18 protein-coding genes are annotated in these 21598 nt (G+C 62.4%); 8 read left to right on the forward strand and 10 right to left on the reverse strand.

Annotated features, from left to right (window positions below):
• Positions 1-281: 281 nt before the first annotated feature.
• The 4 genes from DR039_RS10375 to dnaA form a co-directional block, all read right to left on the reverse strand.
• Complete coding sequence (locus tag DR039_RS10375) at positions 282-875, reverse strand: DUF721 domain-containing protein (RefSeq protein WP_229116946.1); 594 nt, start codon at positions 873-875, stop codon at positions 282-284.
• On the reverse strand, positions 868-2070 hold the full coding sequence (gene recF / locus DR039_RS10380; RefSeq protein ID WP_111837293.1) for a DNA replication/repair protein RecF: 1203 nt from the start codon (positions 2068-2070) through the stop codon (positions 868-870). The genes DR039_RS10375 and recF overlap by 8 nt, the downstream gene beginning before the upstream one ends.
• A gap of 39 nt (positions 2071-2109) precedes the next feature.
• Positions 2110-3243 carry a DNA polymerase III subunit beta gene (gene dnaN, locus DR039_RS10385; protein ID WP_111837294.1) on the reverse strand — a complete coding sequence of 378 codons (1134 nt, stop codon included), beginning with the start codon at positions 3241-3243 and terminating at the stop codon, positions 2110-2112.
• 377 nt (positions 3244-3620) lie between these two features.
• Complete coding sequence (dnaA, locus tag DR039_RS10390) at positions 3621-5108, reverse strand: chromosomal replication initiator protein DnaA (protein ID WP_111837295.1); 1488 nt, start codon at positions 5106-5108, stop codon at positions 3621-3623.
• Positions 5109-5565: 457 nt separating this feature from the next.
• On the opposite strand from dnaA, the gene rpmH reads away from it, so the two are divergent.
• The 8 genes from rpmH to DR039_RS10430 all read left to right on the forward strand — a co-directional run bounded on the left by rpmH (position 5566) and on the right by DR039_RS10430 (position 11448).
• A complete protein-coding gene (rpmH, locus tag DR039_RS10395) occupies positions 5566-5703 on the forward strand; it encodes a 50S ribosomal protein L34 (protein ID WP_067941256.1) in 138 nt (45 codons plus the stop codon).
• 2 nt (positions 5704-5705) lie between these two features.
• Positions 5706-6086 carry a ribonuclease P protein component gene (gene rnpA, locus DR039_RS10400; RefSeq protein WP_111837296.1) on the forward strand — a complete coding sequence of 127 codons (381 nt, stop codon included), beginning with the start codon at positions 5706-5708 and terminating at the stop codon, positions 6084-6086.
• Positions 6070-6366, forward strand: coding sequence for a membrane protein insertion efficiency factor YidD (gene yidD, locus DR039_RS10405; protein WP_229116948.1), 297 nt, complete (start codon positions 6070-6072; stop codon positions 6364-6366). Before rnpA ends, yidD begins: the two co-directional genes overlap by 17 nt.
• 45 nt (positions 6367-6411) lie before the next feature.
• Positions 6412-7548, forward strand: a complete 1137-nt coding sequence (gene yidC / locus DR039_RS10410; RefSeq protein WP_111837297.1) for a membrane protein insertase YidC — start codon at positions 6412-6414, stop codon at positions 7546-7548.
• Positions 7549-7594: 46 nt separating this feature from the next.
• The gene (locus DR039_RS10415; RefSeq protein ID WP_111837298.1) at positions 7595-8161 is read left to right on the forward strand and encodes a Jag family protein; all 567 of its coding nucleotides are present in this window, start codon (positions 7595-7597) and stop codon (positions 8159-8161) included.
• Between the two features lie 85 nt (positions 8162-8246).
• The gene (gene rsmG / locus DR039_RS10420) at positions 8247-8843 is read left to right on the forward strand and encodes a 16S rRNA (guanine(527)-N(7))-methyltransferase RsmG (protein ID WP_407641297.1); all 597 of its coding nucleotides are present in this window, start codon (positions 8247-8249) and stop codon (positions 8841-8843) included.
• A 161-nt stretch (positions 8844-9004) separates the two neighbouring features.
• Entirely contained in the window at positions 9005-9964 is a 960-nt protein-coding gene (locus DR039_RS10425; RefSeq protein WP_111837300.1) for a ParA family protein, read from the forward strand.
• A gap of 2 nt (positions 9965-9966) precedes the next feature.
• A complete protein-coding gene (locus DR039_RS10430; protein WP_111837301.1) occupies positions 9967-11448 on the forward strand; it encodes a ParB/RepB/Spo0J family partition protein in 1482 nt (493 codons plus the stop codon).
• Positions 11449-11563: 115 nt separating this feature from the next.
• Here the strand turns inward: DR039_RS10430 and DR039_RS10435 are convergent, their stop codons facing one another.
• The 6 genes from DR039_RS10435 to DR039_RS10460 form a co-directional block, all read right to left on the reverse strand.
• Positions 11564-12505 carry a D-alanine--D-alanine ligase family protein gene (locus DR039_RS10435; RefSeq protein WP_172458383.1) on the reverse strand — a complete coding sequence of 314 codons (942 nt, stop codon included), beginning with the start codon at positions 12503-12505 and terminating at the stop codon, positions 11564-11566.
• Between the two features lie 29 nt (positions 12506-12534).
• Positions 12535-13842, reverse strand: coding sequence for an aminotransferase-like domain-containing protein (locus DR039_RS10440; protein ID WP_111837303.1), 1308 nt, complete (start codon positions 13840-13842; stop codon positions 12535-12537).
• A gap of 315 nt (positions 13843-14157) precedes the next feature.
• The gene (gene thrC, locus DR039_RS10445; RefSeq protein WP_111837304.1) at positions 14158-15585 is read right to left on the reverse strand and encodes a threonine synthase; all 1428 of its coding nucleotides are present in this window, start codon (positions 15583-15585) and stop codon (positions 14158-14160) included.
• A 148-nt stretch (positions 15586-15733) separates the two neighbouring features.
• Positions 15734-16060, reverse strand: a complete 327-nt coding sequence (gene trxA, locus DR039_RS10450) for a thioredoxin (protein ID WP_111837305.1) — start codon at positions 16058-16060, stop codon at positions 15734-15736.
• A 111-nt stretch (positions 16061-16171) separates the two neighbouring features.
• Positions 16172-17098, reverse strand: a complete 927-nt coding sequence (trxB, locus tag DR039_RS10455; protein ID WP_111837306.1) for a thioredoxin-disulfide reductase — start codon at positions 17096-17098, stop codon at positions 16172-16174.
• Between the two features lie 68 nt (positions 17099-17166).
• Positions 17167-21597 (reverse strand): murein biosynthesis integral membrane protein MurJ, encoded by a 4431-nt coding sequence (locus DR039_RS10460; RefSeq protein ID WP_111837307.1) that lies wholly within the window; start codon positions 21595-21597, stop codon positions 17167-17169.
• Position 21598: the final 1 nt, after the last annotated feature.

Consider the following 21598-nt stretch of genomic DNA (forward strand, 5'->3'; position numbering starts at 1 on the left):
GTGTGGTGAGGTACGTGCGTAGGGCCTTGGGCGCACCATGGCATTTCCAGGGCGATTCTAGCGTGTGTTGGCTTGCTCCCGGGCAGCGCACGCATGATGAGGCCGTGGCTCAGATCACCAAGCTGCAGGTCAATTCGAGCGGCTTCCTCCAAGGACACAGTTCTCTCTACAAACTCCCACGGCGCGGGTGCTCACCCGGCGCCAAAGTTCACCGCTCTGGGATTCACAGCGCCTACACGGACCACAGTTCCTAACCGGCGCCGGAAGCAGTAGGCGCCACCTCAGCCGTAGGTGTCGCGCGGGCCGCGACCGTTGCGCACCGTGCGCTTGCCATGACACCAACTGGGACCCTGCGGCCCCAACACCGTCATCTTGGTCACCGCGCCCTGGCCAATCTGCTCGGCCAGCAGGGCTTCAATCCGTGGCTGAAGCAGCCGCAACTGCTGGGCCCAAGCGGAGGAGGAGGCCCGCACCGTCAATACGCCCTCGTCAAAGGACTCCACCACGCAGTGCTCAGCCACCTGCTCGCCCACCAGCTCCGGCCAGCGCACAATCACCATGGCCATGCGCAGCTTGCCGTTCCAACCTTTCTCCCGGGCCGTAGCCCGCAAAGCCTTGGAGGCCAGGTGCGGGTCAAAACGGCTGGGCCCAGGCCGACCTTTGCCAGGTGCCAGACCTGGCGCGGCAGGCGCCTGCGGATCCAAGTCTTCAGGACTCTCCCCACCCCGGCGTTGATCCCAGGCGGCTGCCTGCCCATCCGCTGTGCGACGCGGAGCAGCTCGGCGGGCTAAGCCCCGATCCCAGGCCACTGAAATCTGCCGAGCTAAAGCTCGCTGGGCCAGGGCATCCCCAGCGCTCTCCCAGGCCTCAACCACGGCTAACCCCAGAGTCCTGCACCTGTAGTCGCGCCCCCTTGAGTTCCGTGGGCACATCCTCATCCACAGCGGCGGTTAACAGCACCTGCTGCGCCTGAGAAACCAACTGGGCCAGAGCTGTGCGGCGCCTGGCATCCAGGGAGGCAAAGACGTCGTCGAGGACCAGCACCGGTTCACCGTCGCCCTCAAAAGCAGCGATGTCGTGGCGCAGCATCTCATAGGAGGCCAAGCGCAGCGCCAAAGCCAGGGACCACTGCTCACCGTGAGAGGCGAAACCTTTGGCGGGCAGACCTCCCAGGAACAAGGAAAGGTCATCGCGGTGAGCCCCAATGAGATTCACACCACGGTTGATTTCCTTGGCGTGCAGCGTCCCCATGGCAGCCACCAGACGGGCAGTGGTGCTCGCGATATCAGCCAACTGCGCCTTTACCTGCGCAGGATCATCACGCGGGTCTGGCGCGGGAACCCCCTCGTGTTCCAAGAGGCTGGAGCGGTAGGCGATCACCGCCTCGGATTGGCCCAAACTCACCGCCTCATAGCAGGCGGCCACCCAGGGCCGCAGCCGCGCTACGACGTCGATCCGGGCTGCCAACAACTGGGCTGCTGCGGCCGCCAGCTGGGCATCCCATATCTCCAAGGTGGCCTCTAGGGCCTTGGTGGGGGTGCGTTGGGCGCGGGCGGATTTCAACAGTCCTGCCCGCTGCGCCAAGATTCGCTCGTGGTCGGCGCGCACTGCGGCTAGGCGCGGGGTCAGTTGGATCGCCAGGTCATCCAAAAAACGACGGCGTACGGCTGGTTCCTCCCGCACCAGTTGCAAATCCTCCGGGGCAAAAACCACTGTGCGCAGCACACCGAGCAACTCCCGGGGGCGCACAGCAGAACGATTTAGGCGGGCCCGGTTGGCTTTGCCGGAGATAATCTCAACCTCCAACACACTGGGCCGCTCACCATGAATCACTTTGGCACGCACCACCGCCCCAGCTGCCTGACTTTCACCGGGTGCAGCTCGGCGCACCAGGGCGGTGTCCTGGCCGACGCGGTGACTGGACAGGGCTGACAGGTAGGCGATGGCCTCAACCAGGTTGGTTTTGCCCTGCCCATTGGGGCCGACGATGGCGGTAGGCCCCGGCGCAAATTGGACCAGCAGCTCCCGGTAGGAGCGGAAATCTGTCAGTGCCAGGTCGGAGACGTACATATTTCGGGCACAGCTTCCCGGCGACGGCCGGGAGCAGGCTCAGGCCCCGAAGCGGATCGGCATGATCAGGTAGCGGAAGCTGGCATCTTCCTGCCCCCCGATCGCGTCCATGCCGGTGAGCACCGCAGGCTTGGAGGGATGAGTGAAGTCCATGCGCACGTATGGAGTGCTTAGGGCGCCTAAGCCATCCAGCAGGTAAACCGGGTTGAAGGCGGTGGAAATGTCCTCACCCTCTAGGTGAGCTACCAGGTCTTCACTGGCCTGGGCGTCGTCACCTTGACCAGCCTCCAGTGACAAGCTGCCTTGGGTGAATGACAGGCGGATAGGCGTGGAGCGTTCCGCCACCAAGCTGACGCGACGCACCGCCGCAATCAATTCTTCTTTGCCCACAGTGGCGTTAATCGTGGTCATCTCTGGGAAAAGTCGACGCACGGGCGGGTAGTCGCCGTCGGTAAGCAGGGAGGTGGTACGCCGCCCGCCAGCTTCAAAACCAATGAGACCAGCTGAGCTGGCGCCGTCTTCACTGAGTGCCACGGTTACGTCACCGGAGCTGGTTAGGGATTTGGCGACGTCGGACAGGGTGCGGGCCTTGAGCAGTGCGGTGGTGGAGATGTTCTCCTGGGCTGGGGACCAGTGCAATTCGCGCATGGCCAGGCGGTAGCGGTCGGTGGCCAGGAGGGTCAGGGTGCTGCCTTCAACTTCCATCAGCACGGAGGTCAACATGGGCAGGGTTTCATCGCGGGAGGCGGCGGTGAAAACCTGGCTGACGGCCTTAGCCAAGTCACCGGCGTCGATTGTGCCTGCTACGGCGGGCATCTGTGGCAGGGCCGGGTAGTCGTCAGCAGCCATGGCAGCCAAGGTGAAGTGGGCGCTGCCGCAGGTGACGGTGACTTTGGATCCGTCCACATCTAGATCTACGGGCTTGGCGGGCAGGGCCTTTGCGATATCAGCCAATAAGCGGCCCGAGACCAGGACCACGCCGGGCTCTTCAACTTCAGCTGCCACCTCGCTGCGGGCGGAGACCTCATAGTCGAAGGAGGACAGAGTCAAGCTGGAGCCTTCTGCCTCCAGGCGGACTCCGGCGAGCACCGGCACTGGTGGGCGCTGGGGCAAGGAGCGGGCAGTCCAGGTTACTGCCTCCGCGAGCACGTCGCGGTCAACCCTTAGCTTCACGGTCGTTTTTCTCCTGTGGCGGGGGCTTGGTCACTGCCTGGCAGTGTAGACGAATCACAGGACTTATCGGCAGGGCGTCATGGCCCCGAGAGGAGTTCATTCGTCGTCGAGATCTCTTGTAAGTAGTGGTAGTAGCAGCTGTGGATCATGTGGATAGCGCGTGCTTGCGTTCAAACGACGCCCTTCGCGCTTGTGGAAGCACACGGGTGTGCTTCGGTGGAGGAGGGCCAGAAGCTGTGAGTTGGCACAGCCTGGGATTTTGAAATTACACAGAGGCCCGGCCTGAACACACAGGTGAGTTACAGGTTTTCCACCTCTTGTCCCAAGCACTGCGCACAGGGTGCAACACGAGGTCTTTCCCGCGCCGTCACGGGCGCTCAGACGGGGCGCGGTGTCTGAGCAGCCTGCTTGATACGGCTGGTGATCTCTGCGACGTGGTTGTAGGTCTCGCGCCGCTCAGCCATCTGAGTGCGGATCTTCTTATCCGCGTTCATGACTGTGGTGTGGTCCTTGCCGCCGAACTCCCGGCCAATAATCGGCAGAGACAAGTCGGTGAGTTCTCGGCACAGGTACATGGCGATGTGTCGGGCAGTCACCAGCGTCTTGGAGCGCTTGCGGGAGCAGAGCTCGTCAATGGTGATGCCAAAGTAGTCGGCGGTCTGCGCCATGATCAGGGGCACGGTGATCTCCTCACCACCTGGGTCGGTGATGATGTCCTTGAGGACCTTCTCCGCCAAGATCCGGTCCACCGGCTGCTTGGTGAGGGAAGCGAAGGCGGTTACACGGATCAGTGCGCCCTCCAGCTCACGGATATTCGTGGTGATTCGGGAGGCGATGTAATCCAGTACGTCATTTGGCAGGTTCAAGCCCTCAATCCGGGCCTTTTTGGACAAGATGACGGTACGGGTCTCCAGGTCAGGCGGCTGCACGTCCACGATCAGCCCCTCCGCGAAGCGCGAGCGCAGTCGCTCCTCAAAGCCACCCAGGGACTTGGGCGGCTGATCGGAGGTAAGTACCACCTGCTTGTTGGCGGTGTGCAGTGCGTTGAAGGTGTGGAAGAACTCCTCCAGGGTGCCTTCCTTGCCTTGGAGGAACTGGATGTCGTCGATCAGCAGGATGTCAACCTGCCGGTAGCGGCGTTTGAAGCCATCAATCCGTTCCTGGTCACCTACGGAGTTGATGAAGTCTGAGAGGAACTCCTCAGAGTTGACGTAGGTGACTCTGATATTTGGAAAAAGGCTGCGGGCGTAGTGGCCAATGGCGTGCAGCAGGTGGGTTTTGCCCAGCCCAGAGCCGCCGTAGATGAACAAGGGGTTGTAGGCCTTGGCAGGTGCCTCGGCGACGGCGACGGCGGTGGCATAGGCGAAGTTGTTGGAGGGCCCAGACACGTAGGTGTCGAAGGTGTACCGGGGGTTCAAGGGGGTTCCGGAAGGGCCGGCCAAAGGGGTATCGGCCGTTGAAGCCAGTGGCATGGGTTTGCCAGCAGGCTCCAGCTGCCTATCGCGACTAGCCTGCACTGCCACCGGGGTGACGGGAGCCCGCGGCGTCTTAGGGGCAGGGGCCTCGGCCTTGGCCGGGCGTTCAGCCAACCAAGCTGCCGGGGTGGTTTCCAAGGAAGTGTCCACGGTGACTTCTACGTCCACCGGGCGGCCGAGCACCTCGGCCAGAGCGGCTTTAATCTGATCGAAGGCCTGGTTGTTGATCACCTCGCGGGCAAAGGCTGAGCCCACGATCAGCACGATGGTGCCGTCGACGTCGACGGCGCGGGTGGTGCGGATGATGGAGAGTTTGCCTTGGCCGAGGCCGGAGGTGGCCGCGAGGATGTCGCAGGCACGGCGCCACTGGTTTGTCGCTGAGTCTGACACGTCAGGACCTCTTCTCATGCGCTGGCGTGAGCCAGGCGGAGCTGGGGGTCGCAGGAGATCGGAGTGACCCGCGGCCTGGGGTTATCAGGAACTGTAGAGCCTAGCGGCAAGCCTCAGGGTGGCAAGTTGTCGACAGGTTTATCCACAGACGGGGACAATCTACGGCGCTGAGGCAGGGGTTTGTCCACAGGTTGGTAGGTAAGTAGCCGCACATGCTGTGCGTAATTGACCACAATGATCTACAGGCGGCTACGCTGCAGTGCAGCACCTGGTTGGAGCGTGGCGGGATTCTCACAGTTTCCGCCACTTTCACGTTTGACCCCGATTCCCGCCCACCTTTAGGGTTGTGCAGACGTTCGCGTGGACTCCGGTCCCGATCTAGGGGGCAGCCACTCGAGCGACGGCACCACGATTCCGCGGATTGCCGTTCCGATCATCCCCACCAGGAGAAACAGCCGTGAGCAAGCGGACCTTCCAGCCGAACAACCGCCGTCGTGCCAAGGTGCACGGCTTCCGCAAGCGCATGAGCAGCCGCGCTGGTCGTGCCGTCCTCGCGTCGCGCCGTCGCAAGGGCCGCGCCCGCCTCGCTGCCTGACGGTGCTCCCGGCAGCGCACCGGATGCTGCGGTCCGAGGACTTCGGTGCCGCAGTCAGATCTGGTGTGCGCAGCGGGACCCGCAGGCTCGTGATCCACTACCGCGCCGGCGAGGCTGGGGAAACCACCCCGGCGCTCGTCGGCGTCGTCGTGCCAAAGAAGCAGGTCAACCGAGCTACTCACCGCAACCGCATCAAGCGGCGGGTGAGGGCACTCATGCGTGAGCGCGTCGATCAGCTTGAAGCTGGCAGCAAGGTGGTGGTGCGAGGCCTGGCAGCCGCTGACGGCGCAGCCTCACCGGAGCTAGCCCGCGACCTCGACCGCTGCCTGCACCGCCTGCGCGGTCCAGCTCTGGAGAGGAGCGGTGGTGGACGCAGAGACTGAAGAGTCCCTGTTCACGCGCCTAGCGCTGCTACCCGTGCGCCTCTACCAGCGCTGGATTTCCCCAGCACTGCCTCGCAGCTGCCGCTACTACCCAAGTTGCTCGGCCTACGCCGTCGAGTCCATACACGTGCACGGTGTCCTCAAAGGCATCGTCCTATCAACCTGGCGCCTTCTGCGCTGCAACCCCCTGACCCGCGGTGGGGTAGACCATGTGCCTGAACTGGGGCATTGGCGCTACCACCATCCACACGACGTCGCTCGCTTCCTCATTCAGGATTGACGGGCAGCCCGGGGAACCATTCCCCGCGAACCTCAAGGAGCTCACATGGACTCGCTGCTTTGGCCGCTGATGGTGGCCGTCGCCTGGGTGATGGTCCACATTCACCGGGCCCTGGTGTCCATCGGCCTGAACGACGGCGCCGGCGTGGCCTGGGTGCTATCTATCGTGGGCCTGACGGTGGTGGTCCGCATCCTCATCATGCCGCTGTTCTTCAAGCAGATTCGCGCCTCACGCGGCATGCAGCTGATGCAGCCTGAGCTCCAAGCCCTGCAAGCCAAGTACAAGGGCAAGAAGGACCGCGCCTCCCAGCAGAAGATGCAGGAGGAGATGATGGCCCTGTACTCCAAGCACGGGACCAACCCCTTCTCATCCTGTCTGCCGATCTTGGTGCAGATGCCGATCTTCTTCGCCCTGTTCCGGGTGTTGGCCAGCTTGGCTCAGGTAGCAGACGGCACCTACGCCGGGCACAGCTCCATCGGCCCCCTGACCAGTGAACTAGCCAAGCAGGTGCAGGCCTCCACCGTGTTTGGGGCGCCGCTATCAGCCTCCTTCATGAACTCCTCGGAGACCCTGGTCAAGGTAGTCACCGTGGTCATGATCATCATCATGAGCCTGACGCAGTGGTACACGATGGCTCAGATCACCACCAAGAACATGCCAGAGTCCGCCAAAAACTCTGACAACCCGGCCATGCGCACGCAGAAGATCATGCTGTACGTGATGCCCGTGTTCTTCGCGATTACTGGCGTGCAGTTCCAGATTGGTGTGCTGGTCTACTGGGTCACCACCAACCTGTGGACCATGGGGCAGCAGGCATATTCCATCTGGAAGATGCCTGCCCCGGGTTCAGAAGCCGAGCGCAAGCAGCGTGCGCGCATTAACGCCAAGCGTGCAGCTCAGGGCCTGCCCAGCCTGGAGGAAGAGGAGCGTGCTGCCGCTTTGGCTGACGCTCCGGTCAGCAGTGGTCAGCGGGTGCAGCCGGTGCGCAAGGATCGGCAAAAGAATCCTAAGAACCGCCCTGCCGACGCCGTCGCCGAGGAGGAGCAGGAGACTGCAGAGTCTGAGCCCACCACCCATGGCCTGACCAGTGAGGAAATCGCCAGGCGCCGCTACGAGAAGCGTGCTAAGGAGCGCCGCGCTGCTGCCGAGCGCCGCAAGGCCAAGAAGAAGCGTCAGGGCTGAGATCCCTGCCACTGCCCCCAAAGACCCCTAGAGAACGGACCTATCCATGAGCGAGAACACCACCGTCAAGCGCCTCGAGGAAGAGGGCGAGGTCGGCGCCGACTACCTGGAAGAGCTGCTGGATATTGCTGATCTGGGCGGCGACATTGACATCGACGTGGACCACGGCCGCGCCGCCATTGCGATCGTTGCCTCTGAGGAGGGCGATGAGACCGAGCTATCCGACCTGGTTGGACGCGACGGAGAGGTACTGGAGGCGGTTCAGGAACTAACTCGCCTGGCGGTGCAGGCCCGCACCGGCAACCGCTCCCGCCTCATGCTGGACATCAACGGCTTCCGCGCGGCCCGCCGCGAGGAACTGACCGTGGTGGCGCAGGAGGCCGTGGACAAAGTTCGCGCCACCGGCAAGTCAGTGGCTTTGGCACCCATGAATCCCTTTGAGCGCAAGGTTTGCCACGATGTGGTGGCCGACGCCGGTCTGGTCTCGGAGTCTGAGGGTGCTGAGCCGCATCGCCACGTCGTGGTTCTGCCAGCTGCAGCGGCTGATGACGCTGCGGATACCGGTGACGACGCCGGTGACGATGCAGCTGACACCAAGGTCACTGAGGCCTGAGATGAGCCAGGACCAGCCCGCACCCGAGTTCGCCAAGCAGTCGGCCCAAGCATCCAAGTCCGTGGTGGAGCAGCCGACAGCCGAGATGCGTGAACTCTTTGGGCTGGCCTTTGGCGCGGCGGAGCATTTCGCGGCCATGCTTGCTGAGGAAGGTGAGTTGCGGGGCTTGGTGGGGCCGCGCGAACTGCCGCGTTTGTGGAGCCGGCACCTGGTCAACTCCGCGGCGGTGGTGCCTTTCTTGCCGGCGCGTGGAACTGTGGCCGACGTCGGTTCCGGGGCTGGCTTCCCTGGGATTGTGGTGGCGCTGTTGCGCCCAGACCTGGAGGTGACGCTCATTGAGACCATGGAGCGGCGCACCCAGTGGCTTCAAGACGTGGTTGAGGAACTGGATCTGGACAATGTGACTATCCGCCGGGCCCGGGCGGAGGAGGTCAAAGACCGCTACGACGCCGTGACGGCGCGGGCGGTGGCTAACCTGTCCAAGCTGGTGCGTCTGACGGCGCCGCTGCTGCGTCAGGGTGGCGCTTTGCTGGCGCTGAAGGGGACTAAGGCGCAGGAAGAGGTGGATGACGCAAAGTACGTCATCAAGAAGGCGCGCTTGGAGTCTGCGGTGGTGCATGAGGTGGTGATGCCGGGTGAGGAACACACCATGGTTGTGGAAGTCCGCCGACCAAAAGCATAATCTATTTAATCGCCTAGATTAATTAGGGCTGCATTATGGTGTGTTTGCGTCATTTTGTTGGCAATTGACGTACGTCGGGCGCGTGTGCGCAGGTGTCACTCACGTAGACTGGTCGAGCCCTGGTGCTTAGCACCGAGGGAATCGATTTGTGAGGAGTACACGTGTCCGGATCGATATTCGACGAGCTGCAAGCGGACCACTCCGCGCTGCATGAGGTGGCGGCGGGGGGCTTTCCGCAGCCAGATAAGACCCGCGTGATCGCTGTGGCCAACCAGAAGGGTGGCGTTGGCAAGACCTCAACTACGGTCAACGTCGCCGCTGCGCTCGCTGAGGCCGGGTTGCACGTGATGGTTATTGACGCCGACTCCCAGGGCAATGCCTCAACCGCCCTGGGGGTGGAGCACGGGGAGGATATTGCCTCCGTTTACGACGTGCTGGTGGAAGGCATGCCTCTGGCCGAGGTGGTGGCTATTACTGAGTTCTCGCCAACGCTTTCATGTGTGCCTGCGAGCCTAGACGTGGCAGCGGTCGAGGTTGAATTGGTGGGTGCGGCCCGCCGCGAGTCTCTGTTAGCCAAGGCCCTGGATGCCTATCTAGCTGAGCGGGAGCGGCAGAGCCTGCCGCGGATGGACTATGTGTTGATTGATTGCCCGCCGAGCCTGGGCATCATGACTATCAACGCCTTTGTGGCCTCCAATGAGGTCTTAATCCCGATGCAGGCTGAGTACTACGCCTTGGAAGGCCTAGCCCTGCTGAGCCGGTCCATTGACCGAATCGCTGAGCTGCACAATCCTGATCTAGCTATCTCCATGATCGCCCTAACCATGTTTGACCGCCGCACCACTCTGGCCAAAGAAGTGGAGGGCGAGGTACGTCGCTTCTTCCCACAACAGACCCTGCTGACGCGAATTCCTCGTTCAGTGCGGGTGGCTGAGGCGCCGTCTTTTGGAGCGCCAGTGGTTTTCTGGGATCCGCGCTGCAGTGGCGCCATTGCCTATAAACAGCTTGCCCAAGAGATTGCTTACCGCGGAGTTGCGGGACTCATGTGGAATCCGACTGCTGCTGCCGACACCGACCTGGTTGCGGATATTGCGGGCAATGACGACGCTGAGGAGGCGTGACCATGGCTGAAAAAAGGCGTGCGCTAGGCCGCGGACTAGAGGCACTGATGCCTTCCGCTCAAGCCGAGCCAGTGGGGCGTCCAAGTGACGTGTTCTTCCCCGAAGGTTCACGTCGTAGCGCGACTGCGGCTAAGGGGACAACCACCAAGGAGAACCAGGCAGAAGATAGGAGCCGCAGTCAGTCTGCCTCGCACTCCGATCTGGCGGCCAAACTCCTAGCTCCCAGCAAACGGACCACCAAACACAGCAAGAAGGCTCCGACTCGCTCCGCCAAGCCCGCTGCGGTTTCACGTGAAACCGAGGTAGAGGCTGAGGTCAAGACGGCGTCAGGTGCTAAGACATCCGCAGCAAAGACGACGGCGTCGCAGGCGCCAGCTGTTGCCACAAAGCGGGCCGCGGTTAAGCAGTCTGCGGCGGTTAAGGCAAGTAAGACAGCGACTCCCGAGTCGAAAGCAGCGAGGCCAGAATCTTGTGAGGTGGAGGCCGTCGCAGAGAAAGCTCCTGTGGCCGAGGTTAAGGAGGCTGCGCGCACGGTGACCGAAGCGGCTGAGGAACTCGCTCCTGCAGAGACCGGGGCTGTTTTTGTAGAGGCGGAGTCTGAGCCTGCTTTGGTTTCACGTGAAACCGAGGCTACGGATGAAGGCTTAGTGCCAGTTCCGGGCGCGACCTTTGGACACATTCCGCTGGACCACATTGATGCCAACCCACGGCAACCGCGCCAGTACTTTGACGATGAGGAAATCGAAGAACTGGCCGCCTCCATTAAAGAGGTTGGTCTGCTGCAGCCCGTCGTCGTCCGCCGCTCTCCCGACACTGACGACGATGATCCTCGCTACGAACTCATCATGGGTGAACGGCGTACTCGCGCCGCCCGGGTGGCTGGCTTAGAGACCATCCCTGCGATCGTTCGCTACACCGACGATCAGGACCTCCTGCGCGATGCATTGCTTGAGAACTTGCACCGAGTCCAGCTGAACCCGCTGGAAGAGGCTGCTGCCTATAAAGCTCTGCTTGAGGACTTTGGCTGTACGCACGCAGAACTGTCTAAGCGCATTGCGCGTTCCCGCTCCCAGATCTCCAATACGCTGCGCCTGATGAAGCTGCCAGCGCTCGTGCAGCGCCGGGTGGCTGCTGGGGTGCTCTCCGCTGGGCATGCTCGCGCGCTTTTGGGTCTGCCAGACGCCGGAGCAATGGAACGTTTGGCGCAGAAAATCGTGGCAGAGGGCCTATCTGTGCGCGCCGCCGAGGAGCTGGTGGCCATGCATGACGAGCCTGAGGATGTCACCATGGCTCCTCGGCCGCAGCGGCTTCGGTCTATGCCGCTGCCGGCACTGTCGACACGGCTTTCAGATGCCTTCGAGACCCGGGTGAAGGTCACGCGCAGCGCAAAGAAGGGCAAGATCACCATCGAGTTTGCTGGCGATGAGGATCTAGCGCGCATCGTAGATGCGCTGGCTCCCGGCACTTCCCTGGCAGAGGACTAAGGTTCCCGATTCAGATCATTGCTGCACGGTTTCACGTGAAACCAAGCCGCTGCCGCAAATAGAGCGAAGGGCCCTGGTCACCGTTCGGTGACCAGGGCCCTCAGTTTCGCTTAGCTCAGTGGCAGAGCGGGTTGTGTACTAGCTCATCGTAAAGCTGAGGCAGATTCCCGGCTGCTTCAGCGGCAATCGGGAACAGTGAAGTCTCAGTCATTCCGGGCACTACGTTGACATCGATGAACCACGGAGTGCCTTCCTGATCGAGGATCAGATCGGTGCGGGAGATATTGCCCAGGCCCAGGGTTTGGTGCACCTTCAGCGCCGTCTCCTGCACAAGTTCAATCTGTGCTGCATCCAGTCGCGCCGGAGTGAAGTACTCTGACCGACCCGGGTTGTAGCGGGCGTCGAAGTCATACTGGCCTTCAGAAACCACCTCTACAGGCGGCAGCGCATGTGGACCCTGCCCAGTGTCCACAACACTGACGGCCGCCTCAGTGCCCTGCACGTACTTTTCTACAAGCGCGCGCTCGTCGTAGGCGAAGCAGGTGACCATGGCGGAGCGGAGCTCGTCAGCGGAAGCGGCGTAAGAGACCCCCAGCCCTGAGCCTCCCTGATTGGGTTTCACCACCACCGGATAGCCGAGGTGTTCTGCCACCAAGGTCAAGACCTCCTGGGCCCCGAGCTGGGCAAAGTAGGCCTTAGGCAGTGTGACGGAGTCTGGGGTGAGTACCCCACCGGTGCGGACGGTGGCCTTGGCGGTGGGCTTGAAGGATGCACGTTGGCAACCGTCTGAATGGGTGCCGACATAGGGGGTTTCTAGCGCAAGCAGAATATTCTGCAGGCCGCCATCCTCTCCGGGGCCACCGTGAACCAGGGGCCAGATCACGTCCGGGGCAAATGACCGCAGGGAAGACAGGAGCCTTGCGTCCACATCCAAAATAATGACCTGGTGACCCAGGTGTCGCATGACCTGAGCTACGCGATGCCCGGAGCGCTGCGATACATCCCTTTCGTGGCTAAGACCCCCTGCCAGGATGGCTACGCGAAGTGGCTCATTGATTGAGTTGGTGGCATTCATGGCGGTTTTCCTCAGATCTGGTCGGGCGCTGGTGCGGATACGCCGCTGATTGGACGTGAAGTGGCGGGGCCAAAGAGTTCTAGAAGTTCCAGATCGTGCAGGACGACTTCTGACAGGCGTCGCACCCCTTCCTTGATTTCTGCAGGCTCGGGGTAGCAGAAGGACAAACGTAGGTGGTCTTGACCGGCTTTTCCGCCGGCATAAAAAGCAGTGCCAGAGACATAGGCGACTAGGTTGGTGACGGCGCGCGGCAGCATGTCCTTTGCGTCGAGTCCTTCAGGCAGGCCCACCCAGACGTAGAAGCCACCCTCGGGCACGTTCCACGTGCACCTAGGGAGATACTCATTGAGCGCTGAGATCATGGCATCGCGACGCCGTCGATACATGCCGCGGAACTCCTCGATCTGGCGCTTCCAGTCGAAGCTCTCCAGGTACATGGAGATTGAATATTGCCCCATGGAGGAGGGGCAGAGAATGGCCGCCTCGGAGGCCAGCTTTAGCTTCTCCCGCACCGCCGGGGGCGCTACGGCCCAGCCCACGCGGTAACCCGGCGCAAAAATCTTGGAGAATGAGCCCAGATAGACCACGTCTTTTGGTGCCAGGGTCTTCAGTGCGGTGTAGGTCTGTCCTGCAAAGCCCAGCAGGCCATAAGGGTTGTCTTCCACGATAAGCACGTGGTGACGTCGGCAGATCTCGATGATCTGTGGGCGACGCTCTTCGGAAAGCGTTACCCCGGCAGGGTTGTGGAAGTTGGGCAGGCAGTAGAAGAACTTGACCCGCTTGCCTTCCCGCTCCAAGCGGGAGATGGACTCCTCTAGGGCTTCTGGGACTACACCCTTGGCGTCGATCGGGACCTGTTGTACATCCGCTTGGTAGGTGGAGAAAATGGACAGAGACCCAACATAGGTGGGGGCCTCCGTGAGAATCACGTCGCCGGGGTCAATGAAGAGCTCGGTGATTATATCGACGGCCTGCTGCGATCCAGTGGTGACGACGACGTCCTCCGGGTCCACCTCAATGCCTTCCAAGGCCATCACCTCGGTAACCTGCTCGCGCAGCCGGGGTAGCCCTTGTCCATTGCCATATTGGAGTGCTTTACCGCCGTCTTTGCGCAGCATTTGGGCGGTAGCCTCGGCGAGCTGTTCAATAGGCAGATCCTTGAGGTTCGGCATTCCGCCAGCTAAAGAGACGACCTCGGGACGCGAGGCCACAGCAAACAATGAGCGGGTCTCTGAGGCGCGCAAGCCGTGGGCTCGTGCAGCGTAGTTATCCAACCATGGGTCTAGCCGATTCCCTTTCACGGTCTTGTCCTCAGTCATGACTTCCTCTCGTACGCTCCCCGGTGGTGCGTAGTGCAATGATTCTGCCATGCGGTCATGTCTGGGAGATATCGGCGGCGATACTGATTGCGGATTGCTGGTCAAACTGGAACGAGACCTGCGGGGTAGGTTTCACGTGAAACCAGTAGTCGTCTGCCCCAGCGATGTTTCACGTGAAACCGAGAGTCAGCTACGTCAGCAGAGTGTTTCACGTGAAACCAAACTGACCGCAAACAACTGGGGAAAGGCTCGCGCAAACGGAAAGCGAGCGGAGCAGCTTAAGCGACCCCCACTCGCCGCTAGCCGAGGAACTTCCTAGAGCGCCCGCTGCTCAATAATCGAGCGCAGCTGCGCAGCAGAGTTCTCAATCTCCTCGACTCGCTGCGGCAGTGCCAACAGTTTCTCAATCTCCGGGGTGGAAGGCACAGGCACACTCAGTGCTTCAGCCACCGTCTCTCCGAACTTTGCAGCCTTCGCCGTCTCCATCACCAGCACGAGTTCACCGGGCTCCGCCAGGCGCTGCGCCACCGTCCAGCCGTCGGCAGTATGCGGGTCAATCAGCCGACCGTGCTTCGCCTTTACCTCCGCAATGGCTGCGAGGCGATCCTGATGAGTGGAGCAGGATGAGGCGAAGCCAAACTCAGTACGCATCCGCTCAAGCTGAGCAGATAAATCGACCTGGCCGGAGGCCTCCAAAGTGGCCCAAGCGGCTTTGAAGTCTTCAGGGCCGAGCAGCGTCCACAAGAAACGCTCCAGATTGGAAGCCTTGGAGATGTCCATGGAAGGGCTGGAGGTGGCGTAGGTCTGCGCACTGGGTCGGGGGCGGTAAATGCCGGTGGAGAAGAACTCGTCTAAGACGTTGTTCTCATTGGTGGCCAAGATGAGTCTGCGAATCGGTACCCCCATCTCCCGCGCCAAGTGCCCGGCGTAGATATTGCCGAAGTTGCCGGAGGGCACTGAGAAAGACAAACGTGGACTGGTGTGCTCGGCTTGCCGCTGTGCGGCGCTGAGGGAATCGGTCACGCGCAACCAAGCCCATACGTAGTAGACGCATTGCGCTGCGATGCGGCCAAAGTTGATGGAGTTGACGGCTCCCAAGCTGTGCTGCTTCTTGAAGGAAGCATCGGCGTTAAGCTCCTTGACCAAGTTTTGGCAGTCGTCAAAGACGCCGCGCACCGCAATATTGTGAATAGTGGGCTCAGTGAGCGAATACATCTGGGCCCGTTGCACGTCACTCATGCGGCCTGCCGGAGACAACATGAAAACGGAGACGCCGGGGCTAGCGCGAAAGGCATGCTCGGCAGCAGAGCCGGTGTCGCCACTGGTTGCGCCCAGGATATTCAGCACCCCTCCCCTCAGGGAAAGCACATGGGGCACGGCCTGGCCCAGGAACTGCATAGCCAAGTCTTTGAAAGCCATGGTGGGGCCCTCCGAGAGCCCAACCAGGCCGATGCCTTCCCCGAGGAGTTCCACTGGAACCACCGGCGCTGGGAACCGCTCGACGCTGTAGGCGCGCGCGGTCATCTTGGCTAGCTCCGCAGCCGGGATATCTGTGGCGAAGAGCCCGATAACCTTGGCAGCAAGTTCCGGGTAGGAGAGCTGGCGCCAATCCTCTAAGTCGGTAGGAGTAATGCGGGGCAGCGTCTCCGGCACGACTAGTCCGCCGTCGGGTGCTAGGCCATCTAGAAGCACTTCAGTGAAACCTGCGGGGCTCATGCCGCCCCGGGTGGAAATGAACTGCATGGTGGCCCCGCTTTCAAATCATCGCCTGGTGCGCCCAGTGTAGTTCGCCTAAGAAACGCGCGTCCTCCGCACCGGTAGCTGGGACTTATGCGGAGGACCGGTAGCGCGGGTCTGCCTCAGCTTGCTAGTGGTTTAAGCCGACCTGAGCTCACTGCAGCGCCTGCTGAATCTCCTGGATGAGTTTGCCCTTAGGACGAGCACCCCCAAAGCGGCGCACTTCCTGACCGCTTTGAAAGACCACAAAGGTTGGAATTGAGCGGATTCCTAGCTTGCTGGCCAGCTGTGGACTGCCGTCGACGTCGAGCTTGTAGAAACTCACCTGCCCAGCTAGCTGCTGAGCGACCTCCTTCACCACAGGTGCCATTTGGCGGCAAGGACCGCACCATGGTGCCCAAAAGTCCACTACCACTGGCAGCTCACTGGCGGCGATGGTCACCTCAAAGTCATCCCCCCGCAAGTCCTGGACGACAGTCATTGCAATCTCCTTAATCATCCGCCGGTTAAATATATGAATGTACTAACAAAAGCGGTGGCCGCCTGGAACCAGAATAGGTCCAGGCGGACACCTTCGCTCCCCAACCGGGGCTCAGGCCTCAAGCTCAGCCAGGTAAGCCTCCACATCCAAGGCGGCGCGGCAACCAGAGCCGGCGGCAGTTATCGCCTGCTGGTAGATGGGGTCGGCCACGTCACCGCAGGCAAAGACTCCGGGCAGGCCGGTGCGCTGGCTAGGCGTCTGCACCTTGATGTAACCCTGCTCGTCTAGCTCCAAGACATCTTTTACAAGCTCGTTGCGTGGAATCTGGCCGATGGCCACGAAAAGGCCAGTAGCCGCCAACTGCCGCTCCTCCCCAGTGACCGTGTCCCGCAAGGTGACACCCGTCAAAGCCTCCTCACCGTGCAAGGCCACCACCTGCGAGTTCCAAGCGAAGGTGATCTTGGGATCAGCCTTGGCGCGCTTCTCCATAGCCTGGCTGGCACGCAACTGGTCGCGGCGGTGCACCACTGTCACGGAGCGCGCAAAGCGCGTCAGGAAGGTGGCCTCCTCCATGGCCGAGTCGCCACCACCCACCACCACGAGGTCCTGATCCTTGAAGAAGAAACCATCGCAGGTGGCACAGTAAGACACTCCGTGCCCCGAGAGACGATCTTCGCCGTCGACCCCAAGCTTGCGGTATTCCGAGCCGGTGGAGATGATGACTGCGCGAGCCTCATAAACCTCCTCCTCGGTGGTGATCCGCTTGACCTCACCGGACAGGTCCAGGGCGGTGACGTCCTCGTAGCGCACGTCGGCGCCAAAGCGCTCCGCCTGCTGCTGAATCTGGGTCATCAGCTCGGGCCCCATGATGCCCTCAACGAATCCGGGGTAATTCTCAACCTCGGTGGTGTTCATCAGGGCTCCACCTGCGGTGATAGAGCCAGCCAAGACCACAGGCGCCAAACCTGCGCGGGCAGCGTAGATGGCGGCCGTGTAACCGGCGGGACCAGAGCCGATGATGACGACGTCGTGGATCATGGTTCTCCTTGTGAAGTTAGTTGGCTTGCAGCCACCCTAACCACCCAAAGACCGTGCTTGTTCCCGCCTCAGCGGATCACTACCTCGGAAATCGTCACACGGTTCTTGCCGTCCTGCGTGCGGGGGAGCTCAGTTACCCACAGCACCAGATTGGAGGCCTCCGTAGGCGAAACGGAAATGCTGGTAGTGCCCCCCACAAAGGCCCCCTCAGCCAGGAGCGTGCCTCCGGCTGGATCCTGCGCAGTGGTGCTGCGCAGTTGGAAATGCCCGCCATTCGCGGTGCCCTGCAGTTCGACGGCGCTTACGGTGGCGGGAGCCTGCAACTTGAAGGCGACGCCGATGCCAGGCTTGCCGTTATTAGGCACGGAAGGGTCGTTGTAGTAGCGGGTGTACCAGTTGGTGTTGGGATCGCCGTCAGTAAGCTTTCCGGCCAGTTCAGTGTGCTCCTCACCGTCGAGCACCTGCGCACCGGCTAGGACCGGTGGAGCGGCAGCAGGAGCTCCACCACCTGGCTGCTGACCTTCTTGCGCTGCGGCAGTTTGGGTGGGCACGGTTTTGGCGGCCGGGATCTCTCGGTCCGTCAGCGGTACCTTGGCCAAGCTCAGCAGGTTGAAGAAGGCGAAGAGGACCACCAACAACACCACCGCGCCAATGGCAATCAGGACGCCCTTGGTGGTCCGCTGGTTCTCAGCCTCCTCACCAGCGACGAGCTCCTCCAACTCCGAGTCCTCATCCTGAGACAGCAGGTCCGAGCCTTGGTCATCCGCAATAGTGATCAGGTCAGACTCCACTGCCATTCGGCTGTCTGAATCGCCACGCACCGAGTCAATGTCCACCACCCGGGTGGAGCCGGGACCCTGTGGTGTCTCCAACTGCCCCTGGCCCATCACCTCCGTGGGAATCGCACTCTCGGTGACTTGCTGCCCACCACCACGTCGGGCACGCAAAGCGCGCATACCCCGCTGTAAGCCAGTGGGCATCTGCTCCCTTTGCTTCTCGCCCGCCTCTGCGGCGGCATGCGCAGCACTGCTGGCTGCAGCTGGACGGGCAGACTGGACCGGGCTGGTGGCTGGGGCCGGAGAGCTCATCTTGGGGACCGGAGGCTGCTTGGCCGGAGCTGCCGCTGGGGCCTGCTGCGCACCAGTTTGCGAGAACTGCCCCGTGCGAATCGAGCGCGTGATCCGCGTGAAGAGACTGCGCGTAGCACCGGCCATAGTGCTGGCGGTTGCAGCAGCGCGAGCGCCCGCCTCCGCCAGCGCGGTGCTGCCGGCGCCGGCGTCTGCAGGCTCGACCCCGGCGGGCTTGGCAACCGGTGCGGGAACTGAGATAGCCGGCTTAGCGGGAGCTGCAGGCGCATCTGGCATCTTGGGCGGTTGCACCTTGGGCCAAGGTTCCAGGAGCGCCGCCACTTCTGCCGCCGAACGAGGCACATCTCCCTTCCAGGTGCGCTCACACAGGGCGTCGATTTCCTGCGGCACTCCTGAAGCGATCTCAGATGGCGGCACCGGAGCGCCGTTGCGACGTGGGGCGGGACGAATGCCGCTGCGCTTGCCAGGCCAGCGGCCAGTGACGGCGTAGTAGAGCAGCTCAACCAAGGCCTTCGCGTCGTCTTTATCTGCCAGCAGCGGGCTGCGGAAACGCGAATCCATGCCCCGGGCGGCGCCGTCGATCCCAATTCCGGCCACCTTCACCTGACCGGAGGCGTCAACGCGAATGGATTCGGGGCGCAGCACTAAGTGGTGCAGGTTGCGCAGCGAGGCGCAGGCCAAGGCTTGAGCCGACTCTCCAATCACTGCGCGAGCCTGGGCGGTACTTAGCCCCTGCTCCACCAGGCGTGGCAAAGTCACACCGGAAGTGGGCTCAGAGACGATAAAAGCATCGCGGCCTTGATCGACGTCGTAGATACGTTGGCAGCGCTGGTCATCAATGAGCACAGCGCGGGCGGCGGCGCTCAAGACCTCTTCACGATGTGCGGTGGCCGGTGTCAGTAGAAGGATGGTGACATCTCGGTCCAGGATCGTGTCTTTGCCGCGGTGACGGATGATGTGTGGGAGCGTCGTGGGCATGGTGTCCAGGACCCGGTAGCGGCCAGAGCCGATTGGCTTGCCCTCGTCCACACCACGGTCCTTTCCCTTGACCTGAGAGTCAGTATCCATCGTAGCGCTAGGTTGCGAAAGGGTCTCTGCTGAATTGGAGGTTTCGGGTTCTGCCGACGGCGTGGCTGCGGCGACCGGAGCCTTAGGCGCAGCAATCGTGCGGGAAGTTGCAAGCCCCTGCGGCTGGGGTGCGGTAGCAATCTGGTGTCCAGCGGTCAATTGTGCGCGCCGGGACCTGCGGGTAGGCGCCGCTGGAGGCACGGGTGCAGACTCTGGTGCTGATTGGTCTGGTGCGGCTGGTTGGGCGGGTGCCGACGCCGTCGGGCGCACCACCGGTGCCGACTTGGGTGCCACCGGCCGCAACGGAACAGACGCTGAGCCCACCGCTTGGGCAGGCGCCGCTGGGACTCGGTGTACCGGTACTGGCCTGGGTGCCACTGGTCGGCCAGGTGTCGCGGTGGATGCGGTTTGGTGCAGCGGCGCAGATCTGGATGACCTGGCTGGCATGCGCGTAAATACAGGCACCGGGCCCCGCGGGGGGATCGAGGGCGGCAGGCCCTCGCCGGCAGCCAGGCTGGCCGCTGCGGCTCGTGGGGGGATTGAAGGCGGCAAGTCAGACTCGACAGCAGTCTCCACTGCGGTGGCCCCCGCCTCTGCGGCGGTCCCAGCTGGAGGTGCCATTCGGGACGCCAGGGCATTGAGCGGGCCTCCTGCAGGCCCCAGCAGCCGGGCCACCTTGCGTAGGATCCGGGAGATGGGGCCCGTGGCCACGGACAGCTCCTCCACCCGCACCAAAGCCGCCACCAGTGCGTAGACCACCGTCATCACCAGGGCCACCAACAAGATGGTCACCAGGGCGTCCACCGGACGACTCCCAGTCAGCGAGCCATCAGCTGGACCCAGCAGATAACGCACCCCAATACCCACCAAGGCCGCCACCCCAGCGGACAAGCCCAGCCGCAGATGATTGGAGCCAATGCGCTTGGTGTCCAGGTCCGGGATGTAACGCAGCATGAATGGCGCACAGATAGCCAAGCCAATCAGGTGGCCCAGGGTGTTGACCACCGCCGCCAAAGTCATCCAGTGCGGGGCCGGAGCCAAAGCATGAATCGCAAAAGCCGCCAGCACCGGCACGATTCCCAGCGGTGCATAAGCCCAGAAAAGCCGCCGCGTATCCGAGTAAGCCAGAAGCACCCGCTGCGCCGTAAAGAACAGCCCCTGCGGCACAATGCCCAGCGCTAAAGCCACCAGGATCGGGGCACTCGCCTGCGCCTCAGCCAGAGACAAGGAAGGCACAAAGGCCTGCAGCGCCGGAGTGGCCAGCACCGCGATCCCGGCACTGGCCAGCATGGTGAACACCGCTACTGTGCGGGCCCCAAAGGAGAAGTCATCCCTGACTCCCAAGGCATCGCGCTCCGCCGCCTTAATGCTCATGCGCGTGAACAGGGCCGTCACAATGGAGGTGGTGATCAAGGACTGCGGCAGGATGTAGACCAGCTGCGCGTTATTCCACATGGTGGTGGACGGGATGATCTGACCAGAGCTAGCAGCCCCTTCTGCGGCCGTGACTGCTGCCGACCCCAGGTTGGTCCAGGCCATATCAGACAGACCTGTAATCAACACTCCAGCTAGTGCCCAGGAGGCCACAATCGAGGTCTCCCGCAGGCCAATGCCCCGCACTCCCCAAGACAACTTGGGCTTGAAGCCGATCTGGCGCAGCGGCAGGTACAAAGTCAGCGCCTGCACCACAATGCCCAGCGTTGCGCCGCCCGCAATCACCGCCGTGCGCATCCACGACCAAGCGGCCGGATCACCCCCGGCAGCGTAGGAGCCATAGAGCTGGATATAGGCCAGCAGAGAAGCGATTGCAATGATGTTGTTGACCACCGGCGCCCACATATATGGGCCAAAGCGCTCGCGCGCATTAAGCACCTGACCCCACAGCGCCGTGAGCCCATAGAAGAAGATCTGCGGCATACACCAGACCGTGAAAGCCACCGCTAAAGGCTGCCAGCGCCCCAAACCGGAGGCATAAAGCTTGACCACCAGCGGCGCGGCCAAAGTCATCAGACCCGTCACCACCGCCACCAGCGCGCCGGCAGCCGTGAGCAGACGGTTTACGACGTCGTCGCCATTGTCCTGCTTGAGTGCACGCACGATCTGCGGCACCAGCACAGCGTTGAGGATGCCGCCCAACAACAGGTTGTACAGCTGGGTGGGCAAAGCGTTAGCGGTGTTAAAGGCGTCGGCTGCACCGGAGGCCGTTGCGCCTAGGGCCACCACTACCAGTGCGTTGCGCACAAAGCCGAGCAGGCGGGAAACCAGGGTCCCAGCGAACATAATTGCTGAGGAGCGGGCCAGGGAGGCCGACTGCCCTGAGTCATCTCGATGCTGACGGCTCATG

The organism is Actinomyces bovis, assembly GCF_900444995.1.
GTDB lineage: Bacteria > Actinomycetota > Actinomycetes > Actinomycetales > Actinomycetaceae > Actinomyces > Actinomyces bovis.

What these genes read in the sequence shown, in the direction of transcription:
- recF (WP_111837293.1), bottom strand. Translation starts at nt 2,070, where the DNA reads ATGTACGTCTCCGACCTGGCACTGACAGATTTCCGCTCCTACCGGGAG.
- yidC (WP_111837297.1), top strand. Translation starts at nt 6,412, where the DNA reads ATGGACTCGCTGCTTTGGCCGCTGATGGTGGCCGTCGCCTGGGTGATG.
- DR039_RS10415 (WP_111837298.1), top strand. Translation starts at nt 7,595, where the DNA reads ATGAGCGAGAACACCACCGTCAAGCGCCTCGAGGAAGAGGGCGAGGTC.
- rsmG (WP_407641297.1), top strand. Translation starts at nt 8,247, where the DNA reads ATGCGTGAACTCTTTGGGCTGGCCTTTGGCGCGGCGGAGCATTTCGCG.
- DR039_RS10430 (WP_111837301.1), top strand. Translation starts at nt 9,967, where the DNA reads ATGGCTGAAAAAAGGCGTGCGCTAGGCCGCGGACTAGAGGCACTGATG.
- DR039_RS10440 (WP_111837303.1), bottom strand. Translation starts at nt 13,842, where the DNA reads ATGACTGAGGACAAGACCGTGAAAGGGAATCGGCTAGACCCATGGTTG.
- thrC (WP_111837304.1), bottom strand. Translation starts at nt 15,585, where the DNA reads ATGCAGTTCATTTCCACCCGGGGCGGCATGAGCCCCGCAGGTTTCACT.
- trxA (WP_111837305.1), bottom strand. Translation starts at nt 16,060, where the DNA reads ATGACTGTCGTCCAGGACTTGCGGGGGGATGACTTTGAGGTGACCATC.
- trxB (WP_111837306.1), bottom strand. Translation starts at nt 17,098, where the DNA reads ATGATCCACGACGTCGTCATCATCGGCTCTGGTCCCGCCGGTTACACG.
- DR039_RS10460 (WP_111837307.1), bottom strand. Translation starts at nt 21,597, where the DNA reads ATGAGCCGTCAGCATCGAGATGACTCAGGGCAGTCGGCCTCCCTGGCC.